The organism is Bacillus sp. FSL L8-0528 (assembly GCF_038593085.1).
GTDB classification, from domain to species: Bacteria; Bacillota; Bacilli; order Bacillales; family Bacillaceae; genus Bacillus; species Bacillus paralicheniformis.
In genome coordinates, this window is sequence record NZ_CP151961.1 from 1,222,688 (window position 1) to 1,235,127 (window position 12,440).

Below are 12,440 nucleotides of genomic sequence, written 5' to 3' on the forward strand. Positions count from 1 at the left end.
CTGCAGGCCGCAAACGGCAGGCAGGGTCTTCGGGTTAATGAACATTGAAATATCTCGCTTCCGGATGGGAGACAACGATCGCTGATACGGAAGCTTCGGGCTCCATCATAAAGCCGTCTGTTAAATGAACGCCGATTCCTTCGGGCTGGATGAGTCTGAAGAGTTTTTCCTGATCTTCGAGATTCGGACAGGCCGGGTATCCGAAGGAATAGCGCTGTCCTTGGTATTTCGCCTGAAAACGCTGTTCCATCGTGAAGTCTGGTGCATCAGGGAAGCCCCAGCGGTCGCGGATAACCTGGTGCGTCCGTTCGGCGAGTCCTTCGACCAGCTCAAGAGCGAGCGCTTGTACCGCATGGCTTTTCAAGTAGTCGCCTTCTTCCTTAAAGCGGTTGGCGGCTGCTCTTACATGTCTGCCCGCTGTCACGGCAAAGAACGAGACATAATCAAGCTCTCCTTTCGGTCGGACATAATCGGAAATACAGCGGTACGGAAGCTTTCCCTGCCTAGGAAAAACAAACGTTTCAAGGATGCTGTCTTTGTTCCCGGGGTCTAAAATATGGAGCGAATCCCCGTCGCTGTACGCAGGGAAAAACTGATAGACGACCGCGGGATCGAACCAGCCGTGCTCTTTCCCGTCTCTCAGCAACTCGTCAATCAGCTCTTTCAGCTCCAGTGCTTTCGGATGCTGTTCAGCCAGGAGTTTTTTCACTTTTCCTTTCAAGCCGAGGTGATGGCCGAGCAGCATTTGTTCATTGACATACGGCACGATATAAGAAAGATCGATGTTTTTCAAATAGTGCCGCTTCAAGTCTTCCGGCTGAAAGACCGGCGCCTGCGGAACGTGCGCCCGTTTTTCAAGCATTTCAATCACGGCTTTCGTCTGCTTTTTTTCCGCGACGGCGGCGGGTGCAGCGGCTTCTTTTTTCTCGAGAAACTGCGACGGGTCCGTCCGCAGCTGATTGGCGAGCGATAAGCCGTCCATGGCGTCCTTCGCGTATAAAACCGGCCCTTTATATTCAGGCGAAATTTTCATGTTCGTGAACTTTCTTGAAAGCGCGGCTCCGCCGACCATAATCGGGATGGAAATATCCGCTTTGTCGAGATCTTGCGCTGTAACGACCATTTGCTGCGCCGATTTGACGAGCAGGCCGGACAGACCGATGATATCGGGATTCTCTTTACGGACCGCTTCGATTAATTCCTGTGGTGTCACTTTAATCCCAAGATCGACAACCTTGTAGCCGTTGTTGCTTAAAATGATGTCGACTAAGTTTTTGCCGATATCATGGACATCGCCTTTAACGGTTGCCAAAATGATCTTTCCTTTGCCGCTGTCGTCTTTCTTTTCCATATACTGTTCGAGAAAGGAAACGGCAGCTTTCATGACTTCTGCCGACTGGAGCACTTCAGCGACGATCAGCTCATTGTTGTTAAACAGCCGTCCGACCTCCGCCATGCCGTCCATGAGCGGACCGTTGATCACGTCGAGCGGGGCGGCGAATTTTTTCAACGCTTGTTCGAGATCGGGAATCAAGCCTTCTTTCGTACCCTCGATGACGTACTCAGCCAAGCGCTCTTCCAGGGAAAGAGATGTTTTCGGCTGTTTGTCCGCTTTTTTCTTTCCGCGGTAGAAGTCAGTGAAGGATGCGAGCGTTTTGTCATCAGTGTGAAACAGAAGTTTTTCAGCCATTTCGACTTCTTCTTTAGGAATAGAAGCGAACCGCTCAAGCTTTTCCGTATTGACGATCGCGTAATCGAGCCCGGCCTGTGTTGCGTGGTACAAGAATACAGCATTTAAGATTTCCCGGCCGACTGGCGGAAGACCGAATGAGACATTGCTGACGCCGAGAATCGTTAAACATTCAGGGAGCCGCTCTTTGATGAGGCGGATGCCTTCAATCGTTTCTTTAGCTGAGCCGATGTATTGTTCATCACCTGTTCCGACCGGGAAGACGAGCGGATCGAAGATGATATCGCTGGCCGGTATTCCGTACTTTTCGGTGAGAAGCTGATGCGACCTGACGGCGACGGCCAGCTTCTTTTCCGCGGTGACCGCCATTCCCTCTTCATCGATCGTGCCGACGACGAGTGCGCCTCCGAACCGTTTGACGAGCGGAAGGATGTCAGCGAACCGTTCTTCGCCGTCTTCAAGGTTGATCGAATTGATGATCGCTTTTCCCTGTGAGTATTTCAGCGCCTTTTCGATCACCGTTTTGTCCGTCGAGTCGATGACAAACGGGGCTTTTACTTTTTTCATCGCTTCTTTTAAGAAGCCTTCCATATCTTCCGCTTCATCGCGGTCCGGGTCTGCAAGGCAGATGTCGATGACATGGGCGCCGTTTTTCACTTGGGCTCTCGCGATTTCGGATGCTTCCTCAAATTTCTGTTCGGCGATCAGCCGCTTGAATTTTCTCGATCCGATGACATTTGTCCGCTCCCCGACAAAAAGGGGACGCATCGTTTCTTCATAAATTAGTCCGTCGATCCCTGAGACGGTGTGCGGCTTTTTTTCCGAAGGGACCGTCCTCGGCGGCAGCGAGGCTACTTCATCGGCCAAAGCTTCAATATGGGCGGGCGTCGTTCCGCAGCAGCCGCCGACAATGTTCAGCCAGCCTTCTTCTGCAAACGCCTTGATTTTTTTCGCCAGCGATTGCGGTGATTCATGGTATTGTCCCTCCTCATCGGGGAGGCCGGCATTCGGATAGCAGCTGACGGCCGTCCTCGCAAGGGAAGAAAGGGTTCTGATGTGATCTGTCATAAATTCCGGGCCCGTCGCGCAATTTAAACCGACGCTGACCGGCTTCATATGCTCGAGTGAGATATAGAACGATTCGATATCCTGGCCGGCCAGTGTCGTGCCCATCGGTTCGATCGTGCCTGATACCATGAGGGGAAGGGTTTTTTCGGTTTTTTCAAAGGCTTGTCTGATGCCGATAAAGCCCGCTTTAACGTTCAGCATATCCTGGCTCGTTTCGAGCAGCAAGAGGTCGGCTCCCCCTGTGATCAGCGCTCTTGCCTGTTCCTCATAGTTATCGATCAGCTCGTCAAAGGTCGTGCCGCCGGTGACGGAAAGGGTTTTTGTCGTCGGACCCATCGCGCCGGCGACAAACCTTGGCCATTCAGGTGTTGAAAACTTTTCGGCAGCCGCTTTGGCGAGTTTGACTGAAGCGAGGTTGACTTCATAGGCGCGCTGCCCGAGGTCGTACTCGTCCAGAACAAGCCGGGTGGCTCCGAATGTATTGGTTTCGATGATATCGGCTTTAGCGGCCAGATAGGCTTCGTGGATGCTCTGAATGATATGGGGTGCCGTGATGCTTAGAAATTCATTGCACCCTTCATAGGCCTCGCCGCCGAAGTCAGCGGCGGACAAACCGGCATTCTGGATCATCGTTCCCATCGCACCGTCAAGGACGAGGATTTTTTTCTTCAGCTGGTCATTGATGTTAGACATTTGTTTTCTCCTTTTCTTTCTGGTGGATATATGCCGTCAGCTCGACGGTTAAATCAGACCGCAAAAACGGTGTGATCAGATAAATGCCGTTGAACAGGTCGCACGCCGCATCAAGCAGGGAGCGGGCGATCGCGAGCCCTTCCTCGGCCTGTTTTTGTTTGTCATTTCCAGCCAGCGCCATCTTTTCGCGGATTGAATCGGACAGCTTGATACCGGGGATTTCGTTGTGGATGAATTCCGCGTTGCGGCTGCTGGTCAGCGGCATGACGCCGATATAGATCGGTGTTTCAAGATGCTTTGTTTCCTCGTGGATTTTGATGAGCTGCTCCTCTGAATAGACAGGCTGGGAAATGAAATAGTCTGCGCCGCAGGCGATTTTTTTCTCAAGCCGTTTCACCGCTTTGTCAATGTGTCTGACATTCGGATTGAAGGCGGCCGCCACTGAGAAATTTGTTTTCTTGCCGAGCGGTTTACCCGAATATGACAAGCCTTCGTTAAACTGTTTGATCAGGCTAATCAAATCGAACGATGTCAGGTCATAGACGGAAGTCGCTCCCGGAAAGTCGCCGATTTTCGACGGATCGCCGGTAATCGCCAGCACGTCTGACAGCCCGAGTGTATCGAGCCCCATTAGATGGGACTGCAGGCCGATCAGGTTGCGGTCTCTGCATGTGATATGGATCAGCGACCTCATATCGAGGCGCTGTTTTAAGAGCGCGCCGCAGGCGACATTGCTGATCCTCGGTGTGGCAAGCGAGTTGTCCGCCAATGTCAGTGCATCGATTCCGGCTGATTGAAGTTCCTCAGCGGCGTGCAAAAATTTATCAAAGTTTAATTGTTTTGGAGGATCGAGCTCGACGATAATGGACCGTTTCTGCTTGGCCAGATCGTCAAGAACGGGCTCTGTCCTTTCATTTTGAACGGCAAGCGCCGCTTTCTTTCTAATTTTCACGCGCTTTTCGGTGACTGGAGGAAGCCCTTTGACCGCCTCAGCCATCGCCCTGATGTGGTTCGGCGTCGTTCCGCAGCAGCCGCCGATGATCCGTGCGCCTTGATTGCGGAATTCCTCCGCGCTTTCCCTGAAATATTCATCATCCGTCTCATAAACAAGCCTGCCTTCGACAAGGGACGGGAGGCTGCTGTTCGGATAGACGGAAAGATAGGCGTCTTCTAAAAGCGGGACTTCTTCAAGCGCTCTGATCATATGATAAGGGCCGAGGCGGCAGTTGATGCCAACGACGTCTGCGCCGAGGGATGCCAGCTGCTTCAGGCCGTTCGCAAGCGGGGTCCCGTCCTGAAGAACGCCTTCTTCGTGCATTGAGACATTCAAAATGACCGGCAGCTCGGTTTCCTTTCTGGCAATCTTTAAAACTTCGCGCGCTTCTTCTAAATCGTAATAGGTTTCGAGCAGAAGTCCATCCGGCTGCTCATTTAACAGAAGATAGAGCTGTTCGCGGAAGCTTCTTTTAATGTCCTCGAGAGAATACGAGTTTTTGTTGAACGTCCGGATTCCGCCGAGCGTACCGAGAACATAAGCAGAACCGGCGGCGGAGCGGGCGAGACGGACCGCTTTTTCGTTGATTTGTTTTGTTTCGTCTTCGAGTCCGTATCTGGACAGCTTGATGAAGTTTGCGCCGTACGTATTCGTTTGAATGATATCGGCGCCGGCCTGTACATACGCTTCGTGGACGCGTCTCACTTCTTCGGGCTTGGAGATGTTCAGTTCCTCAAAACACCTGTCGATCCCGTAGGAATACAGAAGTGTGCCCATTGCGCCGTCCGCAATTAACGTTTTGCTTTTTATATCCTCCAAAAAACCCATCGTTTTCCCCCTTAAGCATTTTTGATAAACAAAAAAGTCTTCTGTGAAGCAGAAGACTTTTCATCGACATTTGTCCGTCTTCTTATCTTCCAAGCAGACTGCTTGCTGGATTTAGCACCTTGGTCATGAATATTCATTCACCGGTTGCTGAGGCTTCATCGGGCCAGTCCCTCTGCCTCTCTTGATAAGAACAGCTATTCAGTTTCTATTGATTACTTTTACTCAATTTACCGAAAATCGGAGGAATAATCAACAGTAAATTAAGAATTTATCGAAAATTTATAAATTGAACATCAATCGGCAGGTCGGCTTCTCTCACCATCGCAATGATTTGCTGAAGGTCGTCTTTATTTTTTCCGGTTACGCGGACTTGATCGTCCTGCACTTGCGATTTAACTTTCAGACCCGATTTTTTTATCAGGTTATTGATTTTTTTTGCGTTTTCTTTGTCGATGCCCTGAACTAGTTTTCCGCGCTGTCTGACCGTACCGCCCGAAGCGTTCTCAAGCTTTGAGTATTCGATGTTTTTCGTCGGGACGTTCCGCTTGATCAGTTTGCCGACAAGCACGTCTTTCAGCTGGTTCATTTTAAATTCGTCGTCCGATACAAGAACGAGCTCGTCTCCTTCGAGTGTGATGCTGCTTTTTGACCCTTTGAAATCATAGCGTGTGCCGATTTCCTTAAGAGCGGTCTGGATTGCGTTTTGAACTTCAGGCAGTTCAACCTTTGAGACGATATCAAATGAGCTTTCTTTCGCCATGTGAAAAACCTCCATCCATTTTACTTATGAGTCAATTATAGTAGAATAAGGTGAAACTTCCAATATCGAGCGGTTTGTCTGGCCGCGATCCGGCAATAATTTGAACATTGGAGGAATAATAAGAAAAAGAAAAACAGGCGGATAAGAAAGGAAGAAACAGTATGAAACCAGGACAGCAGCTAACATTGAAAATAGATCATAAAGCCGATTACGGTTACTTTTTGACGGACGGCGAAACGGCGGTCCTTCTGCATCAGAGCGAGATCACCGAGGATATTGAAGACAGAGAGGAGGTCGATGTCTTTTTATATGTCGATCATGAAGATCGCCTGGCAGCTACGATGAGAAAGCCGATCATCAGCGCTGAACAGTACGGCTGGGTGGAAGTCGTTGATGCCGTCAGCGGCATGGGGGTTTTCGTCGATGTCGGGCTCTCCAAGGACGCCCTCGTTGCGACAGAGCATCTCCCGCCGTATGAATCAGTATGGCCGCAAAAAGGGGACAGGCTGTACTGTATGCTGAAAATCACGGGGCACGGAAGGATGTTTGCCAAACCGGCGCCGGAGGATAAGATCAGCGAGCTGTTTACTGAAGCTTCACCCGGTTTGATGAATAAAGAGCTCACCGGGACGATCTACCGCTTGATCGCATCAGGCTCTTTTATGATTTCCGAAACCGGCATCAGAGGCTTTATCCATTCTTCTGAGCGAAAGGAAGAGCCGAGGCTCGGCGAAAAGCTGACCGCAAGGGTGATCAAAGTAAAAGAAGACGGTTCTGTTAATCTGTCGCTTCTGCCAAGAAAGCAGGATGCCTTGTCGGTTGATGCAGAACAAATTTTGACTTATATGAGAACGAGAAACGGCGCGATGCCGTTTTGGGATAAAAGCGACCCGGAGGATATCAAAGAGCGCTTCAACATGAGCAAAGCAGCATTTAAAAGGGCGCTCGGCCATCTGATGAAACAGGATAAAATCTATCAGGAAGAGGGCTGGACATACGAGAAAAAATAAATATAAGGCGGCGTTCCGATGAGGACGCCGCCGGTTTTTTACAGGTGATCAGTCTTCTTTGATTCCTGGTGTTTACCGGCTTGTCTGTTCTTTTCGGCGAGCCGGTTTTTCTGCTGGTTGACGGCGTTATTGTCAACCGGCTTTTTATCATCATCTTTCATGAGGAAGCACCTCCTGTCAAAATGTCGCTTTTAGCTTGCACACTGTCGGCGAAACTATGTACTCTCCCAGCCGCGATGTTTTTTGCCGGGAAGTTTATGCCTTCTTGTACCGCCAGCATACACATATCATAAGACTCAAAAAAGGAGACTTGGTATGAAACATTGCTGTTCAGTTAACATTCAACGTGTCTCGGCAGGAGGAGTCGTCAATTTCGGCGGTGCGTTCAAAATTTGTCCGATCACAATGGAAAAAGTGGTCGAAGGGTCTGGAGGTCCTGATGTCGCGACAGCGGCTGCCGGCTTTCTTGGTGGAGCGCTTACACCTGCCGCTGATGGAGAAACAGTCACCGAAGACAGCTGACGAAGAAGGCCTGCTTTTATCAAGCAGGCCTCTGTTTTACCTTATCTTTTGTCTTTCCCCGGAAAAAAGACCGCCAATGTTCCGGGTCCGGAATGGGCGCCGACCGCTGAACCGACCATGTTGATGACGATTTCCCCCGGCTGAAATTCGGCTTCGATCATCCGTTTGACCTCTTCGGCCGTCTCTTCGTCATCTCCGTGGCTGATGCCGACCGTCTGTCCGCTCAAATCGACGCTTCTTTCTTTCATCAATTCGATCATCCGTTTGAGCAGCTTCTTTTTGCCCCGGATTTTTTCCAAGGGGACAAGCTTGCCGTCTTCAACATGCAGGAGCGGTTTAATATTCAGCAAACCGCCGACAAATGCCGATGCTTTGCTGATTCTTCCGCCTCTTGCCAAATAAGTCAGGTCATCAACGGTAAAAATATGTTCAAGATGTTCGCAAAAGTCCTTTACAGACGATTCAATTTCTTGTATTGTATTGCCGTTAGTTGCGAGTTTAAGGGCGTGCTTGACTGCGAGCCCATAGCCTAATGAAGCGCATTTTGAGTCGATGATCCGCAAATCGAAATCAGGGAACTCTTCCTTGACTTCGTTTGCCGCCATCACAGCCGTCTGGTATGTTCCGGAAAGCTCTGAAGAAAAGGCGATATAGAGAGCGGGTTTGTTTTCGCCGGCCAGCTCGCTGAATGCATTTTTGAACCGCATCATGGACGGCTGGGACGTTTTCGGCGCTTTGCCTTCGCGCATCGCTTCATAAACATCCAGAGGCTGAATCGTCAGAAGGTCATCGTACTCTTTTTCATCAAGCAGCACCCTTAACGGAATAAATGAGATGTGATGTTCATCATAAAAAGATTTCGGCAAATCTGCCGCACTGTCTGCTAAAAGGTGAACGTTCATTTGAACCCCTTCTTTCTAAAAAATGGTTGAAAAGGACGCCAAGCTGTCCTTCGGTATACTTCGTTTTTTAGGTCAACTATATCATATATTTTCACATTGACGTTTTCAAAATATTGTTTTAAGGGTAAACCAAATATATACGAAAGTAGCGGAGGAACTAAATATGGTCATAGCTGAAGCAAAAAAATTGTTCATTGTCATCATCGGCGCCTTGTTAAATGCCATCGGATTGAATCTGTTTCTGATTCCCGCCGATGTTTACGCCAGCGGCTTTACGGGGGTGGCGCAGCTTTTATCGAGTGCGCTTGACCAGTACAGCCCGATTTATTTTTCAACGGGGACGCTATTGTTTATTTTAAACATTCCCGTCGGCATTTTGGGGTGGCTGAAGGTCGGGCGTTCTTTTACGGTTTACAGTGTTTTAAGTGTTGCGCTGACAACGGTGTTCCTTGGCATGCTGCCGGAAACAAGCCTTTCAAACGATATTTTGCTGAATGCCGTTTTTGGCGGAGTGATCTCTGCGGTCGGAATCGGCCTGACCCTTAAATACGGGGCTTCAACGGGCGGTTTGGATATTATCGCGATGATCCTGGCGAAGTGGAAAGACAAACCGGTCGGTACCTATTTCTTTATTTTAAACGGTGCGATCATTTTAACAGCAGGATTATTGAACGGGTGGGAGAAAGCATTATATACGCTCGTTACACTATATGTGACAACCAGGGTGATTGATGCCATCCACACCCGCCACGCCAAGCTCACCGTTATGATTGTCACAAAGAAAGCGGAGGAGATCAAAGAAGCGATTTACGGAAAGATGGTCCGCGGCATTACAACAGTTCCAGCGAAAGGCGCCTTTACGAATGAACAGAAAGAAATGATGATCATTGTCATCACAAGGTACGAATTATACGACTTGGAAAAAATCATTAATGAAGTGGATCCAAATGCTTTCACAAACGTCGTCCAGACAACGCAGGTTTTAGGGTTTTTCCGCAAAGATTAATGAAAGGGTGAATGAATGCGGCTGATTTCCATGATTGTAATGTTGCTGTTTGTCGGTGGATGCGGGCAAAACGGGGATCAAGTCCCCGATAAGGAGGTATCAGGGGAAGTGGATAACGGGAGTGTGACATTGACGGTTGAACCCGTCCAGAAGCAGGGAGAAATCGAATTTCGGATGTCGGTTGTCAACCATACGGATGACGTGGCAGAGTTTGAATTCAGCAGCGGACAGAAATTTGAGCTGATCGTCAGCGACAAAGAAGGGAATGAAAGGTACCGCTATTCGAAAGGAAAAATGTTTACGCAGGCGTTCCAGACGATGACGCTTAATCCGAAAGAGTCTTACGATTTTACTGATGTATGGAAAGAGGTGCCTGAACCCGGCACGTATGAAGTAAACGTGACATTTTTGGGAAGATCGGAACAGTTTGCAACTTTGAGGGCCGGCAAAACATTTGAAGTGAAATAGCCGTCAAAAAAGGCATCCCGGGAAGGATGCCTTTTTTGTATGCTGTCAGGCAGGAAGGGACGGCGGCTGCCTGAACACCACCCTGTGACCGTTAATATTGATCCCCATTGAAAATAGAATTTTTAACGATAACGTAATCTACGTTGCGGATCGCATCGAGCTTGTTTCCTCCCGCGTAAGAAATGGATGACTGCAGATCCTGTTCCATTTCTGTCAGCGTATCCATGATCGCGCCTTTATGCTCCACGTACATTTTTTTGCCTTCGACATTTTTCTTTTCACCTTTTTGGTACTCAGAAGCGGAACCAAAATATTCTTTGTAGAGCCTGCCGTCTTTTTCGATCGTTGCCCCGGGCGATTCTTCGTGTCCGGCAAACAGCGAACCGATCATGACCATCGTCGCCCCGAATCTGACCGATTTGGCAATGTCCCCGTGGGTGCGGATGCCGCCGTCTGCAATGATCGGCTTGCTCGCCGCTTTTGCACACCAGCGCAGCGCAGCCAGCTGCCAGCCGCCCGTTCCAAAACCGGTTTTGATTTTTGTAATGCAGACTTTTCCGGGACCGATGCCGACTTTTGTAGCGTCGGCGCCGGCGTTTTCAAGTTCTCTCACAGCTTCGGGCGTTCCGACATTTCCTGCGATCACGAAGCTGTTCGGAAGAAGTTTTTTAATGTGCTGAATCATATTGATGACGGCGTTCGAGTGACCGTGGGCGATATCGATCGTGATGTAATCAGGCGTGAGATTCTCTTTCACCAGCTCTTCGATAAACGCATATTCGTCATCTTTGACTCCGACGCTGATTGAAGAAAACAAACCGCGCGCCTTCATGTCTTTCACAAAATCGATCCGTGTTTCCGGCTCAAAGCGGTGCATCACATAAAAGTAACCGTTTTCCGCTAATGAAACAGCCAGCTTTTCATCTATAATGGTCTGCATATTGGCGGGCACCACAGGCAGTTTAAATGTTCTTCCGCCGAACTGCACGGACGGATCACATTCAGAGCGGCTCTTGACGATGCACTTTGCAGGAATTAGTTGAATATCCTCGTAATCAAACACGTTTTCCAATATAAAAACCCCCAAAAACGAATATTTATTTGTTTTTAATATAAAATGTTCGCCTTTTATAATGTACTTCCTTTTGCTTCCGATGTCAAATTTTTATGTTTTGAAATTAGAAACATAAAAAAGGAGCCGTGCCGATGGCACAGACTCCTTTCCGGCTGTGAAAAAAGCCGGTGGGTGTTTATGATAGTTGATCTAGCTGCTCCTGAAGATTGTGAAGCTGGCGCCGTTCGGCATCAGTTGAATTGGCAAATGCTGAGGAAAGGGCGTTTTTGGCTCTTGCAACGGCTTTCGCCTTTTCACCTGAATCCGTCGAAGCTTCAGCTTCATGAACGGCTGCTTTGGCCATTTGAAACAGTTCGTTTCTCATGTTACAGCCCTCCGCATTCCGTCGGGCCGCTCTTTTGTTCAGCCTCTTCTAATGTGGAGCGGTAAGGGAACCTGGCGGCATGCTGTTTAAGCGAATCCTTGCCTTGCTGAATAAACCGTTTTGATTTGCTGCGTTTACCCATCTTAAAATTCCCCCTTAACACGAGTGACGGTCCGGTGCGGCCGTCTTCTCATAGTATTGCCGTTTTGAAAAGCCGTTTATGAATGGCAAATTATAAAATTATAAAGCGAAGTAATCCTTTAAAAAGACTGCGATACCGTCTTCTTCGTTCGATTTTGTAACCTTGTTTGCAACGCTTTTTACCCCTTCGATGCCGTTGCCCATCGCCACGCCGCAGCCCGCGAACTCAAGCATTTCAAGGTCGTTGTCTTCATCGCCGAAGGCAATGACCCGCTCTGGCGGTATCCCGTAATAGTCTGTGATTTTCTCTAAGCCGACCGCTTTATTGATGCCGCTTTTAATCAGTTCGATCACATGCCACGGGGCTGCCCATCTTCTATGGTCGACCATCTCCGCGTGAACGTCTGACAGGTAGGAGCGGATCGCCGGAACATCCTCTTCTTTTGCGTGGATCAGTACGCTTGTCACATCTTGGCCGAGGTTTGTCCTTAAATCTCCGACCGTAATATTCGGGCTGCCCATCGTAAAGACATCAATCAGTTTTTCGTCATGATAATGAAAATAAACATCATCGACAATTTCAGCAAGGATATTATGTACGTTGTATGTCTCGCTGACTTCAATGATCTGTTTGACCACCTCGAGATCAAGAGATGTATGGAAGCGTCCCCAGCTTTGATCTTTAGGATGATGGACAAACGCCCCGTTGAAATTGACGATCGGCGTATCAAGCTGGAGCTGATCATAATACACGGAGCTTGCTCGGAACGGTCTTCCCGTAGAAATGCACACGTAATGTCCATCTTCCCGCAGCTTGCGGATGACGTCGCTGGAGCTTTCCGAGATGGTCTTGTCGTCTTTTAATAATGTACCGTCTAAGTCCAATGCAATTAAATATGGTTTTGTCTCCATAAATGCT

13 protein-coding genes and 1 riboswitch are annotated in these 12,440 nt (G+C 48.9%); of the genes, 4 read left to right on the plus strand and 9 right to left on the minus strand.

The genetic code is table 11. The annotated features are described in order from the left end of the window. Positions 1-34 precede the first annotated feature (34 nt). From metH to MHI30_RS06130, 3 genes are all read right to left on the minus strand, one after another. Entirely contained in the window at positions 35-3,451 is a 3,417-nt protein-coding gene (metH, locus tag MHI30_RS06120) for a methionine synthase (protein ID WP_145699674.1), read from the minus strand. Then, positions 3,444-5,273, minus strand: coding sequence for a bifunctional homocysteine S-methyltransferase/methylenetetrahydrofolate reductase (locus tag MHI30_RS06125; protein ID WP_075754950.1), 1,830 nt, complete (start codon positions 5,271-5,273; stop codon positions 3,444-3,446). Before MHI30_RS06125 ends, metH begins: the two co-directional genes overlap by 8 nt. Positions 5,274-5,352: 79 nt before the next feature. Then, positions 5,353-5,464, minus strand: a riboswitch (SAM riboswitch). Between the two features lie 77 nt (positions 5,465-5,541). Beyond that, positions 5,542-6,033 (minus strand): YajQ family cyclic di-GMP-binding protein, encoded by a 492-nt coding sequence (locus MHI30_RS06130; RefSeq protein ID WP_003180528.1) that lies wholly within the window; start codon positions 6,031-6,033, stop codon positions 5,542-5,544. A gap of 161 nt (positions 6,034-6,194) precedes the next feature. On the opposite strand from MHI30_RS06130, the gene MHI30_RS06135 reads away from it, so the two are divergent. Next, positions 6,195-7,043, plus strand: coding sequence for a S1 RNA-binding domain-containing protein (locus MHI30_RS06135; protein WP_075754952.1), 849 nt, complete (start codon positions 6,195-6,197; stop codon positions 7,041-7,043). A gap of 38 nt (positions 7,044-7,081) precedes the next feature. Here the strand turns inward: MHI30_RS06135 and MHI30_RS06140 are convergent, their stop codons facing one another. Further along, positions 7,082-7,204, minus strand: coding sequence for a DUF3941 domain-containing protein (locus tag MHI30_RS06140; protein WP_075754954.1), 123 nt, complete (start codon positions 7,202-7,204; stop codon positions 7,082-7,084). Positions 7,205-7,358: 154 nt separating this feature from the next. Here MHI30_RS06140 and MHI30_RS06145 point away from each other — a divergent pair, with 154 nt between their 5' ends. Then, positions 7,359-7,565, plus strand: a complete 207-nt coding sequence (locus MHI30_RS06145; protein ID WP_075754956.1) for a spore germination protein — start codon at positions 7,359-7,361, stop codon at positions 7,563-7,565. A gap of 41 nt (positions 7,566-7,606) precedes the next feature. On the opposite strand, the gene MHI30_RS06150 is transcribed toward MHI30_RS06145, so the two are convergent. After that, complete coding sequence (locus tag MHI30_RS06150; RefSeq protein ID WP_075754958.1) at positions 7,607-8,467, minus strand: DegV family protein; 861 nt, start codon at positions 8,465-8,467, stop codon at positions 7,607-7,609. 163 nt (positions 8,468-8,630) lie between these two features. On the opposite strand from MHI30_RS06150, the gene MHI30_RS06155 reads away from it, so the two are divergent. Both MHI30_RS06155 and MHI30_RS06160 read left to right on the plus strand, forming a co-directional pair. Further along, entirely contained in the window at positions 8,631-9,473 is an 843-nt protein-coding gene (locus MHI30_RS06155; protein ID WP_154495632.1) for a YitT family protein, read from the plus strand. Between the two features lie 15 nt (positions 9,474-9,488). After that, on the plus strand, positions 9,489-9,941 hold the full coding sequence (locus MHI30_RS06160; RefSeq protein WP_075754962.1) for a BsuPI-related putative proteinase inhibitor: 453 nt from the start codon (positions 9,489-9,491) through the stop codon (positions 9,939-9,941). Positions 9,942-10,032: 91 nt separating this feature from the next. Here MHI30_RS06160 and guaC read toward each other — a convergent pair whose 3' ends face one another. The 4 genes from guaC to MHI30_RS06180 all read right to left on the minus strand — a co-directional run bounded on the left by guaC (position 10,033) and on the right by MHI30_RS06180 (position 12,433). Then, positions 10,033-11,013 carry a GMP reductase gene (gene guaC, locus MHI30_RS06165; RefSeq protein WP_075754964.1) on the minus strand — a complete coding sequence of 327 codons (981 nt, stop codon included), beginning with the start codon at positions 11,011-11,013 and terminating at the stop codon, positions 10,033-10,035. A gap of 178 nt (positions 11,014-11,191) precedes the next feature. Next, positions 11,192-11,380, minus strand: a complete 189-nt coding sequence (locus MHI30_RS06170) for a DUF3813 domain-containing protein (protein WP_075754966.1) — start codon at positions 11,378-11,380, stop codon at positions 11,192-11,194. A gap of 1 nt (position 11,381) precedes the next feature. Further along, positions 11,382-11,522 (minus strand): hypothetical protein, encoded by a 141-nt coding sequence (locus MHI30_RS06175; RefSeq protein ID WP_003180548.1) that lies wholly within the window; start codon positions 11,520-11,522, stop codon positions 11,382-11,384. A 98-nt stretch (positions 11,523-11,620) separates the two neighbouring features. After that, complete coding sequence (locus MHI30_RS06180; RefSeq protein ID WP_020450916.1) at positions 11,621-12,433, minus strand: Cof-type HAD-IIB family hydrolase; 813 nt, start codon at positions 12,431-12,433, stop codon at positions 11,621-11,623. Positions 12,434-12,440: the final 7 nt, after the last annotated feature.

Excerpts from the sequence above, each read along its gene's own strand:
- MHI30_RS06135 (WP_075754952.1), top strand. The coding sequence starts at position 6,195 with ATGAAACCAGGACAGCAGCTAACATTGAAAATAGATCATAAAGCCGAT.
- MHI30_RS06175 (WP_003180548.1), bottom strand. The coding sequence starts at position 11,522 with ATGGGTAAACGCAGCAAATCAAAACGGTTTATTCAGCAAGGCAAGGAT.
- MHI30_RS06145 (WP_075754956.1), top strand. The coding sequence starts at position 7,359 with ATGAAACATTGCTGTTCAGTTAACATTCAACGTGTCTCGGCAGGAGGA.
- MHI30_RS06130 (WP_003180528.1), bottom strand. The coding sequence starts at position 6,033 with ATGGCGAAAGAAAGCTCATTTGATATCGTCTCAAAGGTTGAACTGCCT.
- MHI30_RS06150 (WP_075754958.1), bottom strand. The coding sequence starts at position 8,467 with ATGAACGTTCACCTTTTAGCAGACAGTGCGGCAGATTTGCCGAAATCT.
- MHI30_RS06180 (WP_020450916.1), bottom strand. The coding sequence starts at position 12,433 with ATGGAGACAAAACCATATTTAATTGCATTGGACTTAGACGGTACATTA.
- metH (WP_145699674.1), bottom strand. The coding sequence starts at position 3,451 with ATGTCTAACATCAATGACCAGCTGAAGAAAAAAATCCTCGTCCTTGAC.
- MHI30_RS06140 (WP_075754954.1), bottom strand. The coding sequence starts at position 7,204 with ATGAAAGATGATGATAAAAAGCCGGTTGACAATAACGCCGTCAACCAG.
- MHI30_RS06155 (WP_154495632.1), top strand. The coding sequence starts at position 8,631 with ATGGTCATAGCTGAAGCAAAAAAATTGTTCATTGTCATCATCGGCGCC.
- MHI30_RS06170 (WP_075754966.1), bottom strand. The coding sequence starts at position 11,380 with ATGAGAAACGAACTGTTTCAAATGGCCAAAGCAGCCGTTCATGAAGCT.
- MHI30_RS06160 (WP_075754962.1), top strand. The coding sequence starts at position 9,489 with ATGCGGCTGATTTCCATGATTGTAATGTTGCTGTTTGTCGGTGGATGC.
- MHI30_RS06125 (WP_075754950.1), bottom strand. The coding sequence starts at position 5,273 with ATGGGTTTTTTGGAGGATATAAAAAGCAAAACGTTAATTGCGGACGGC.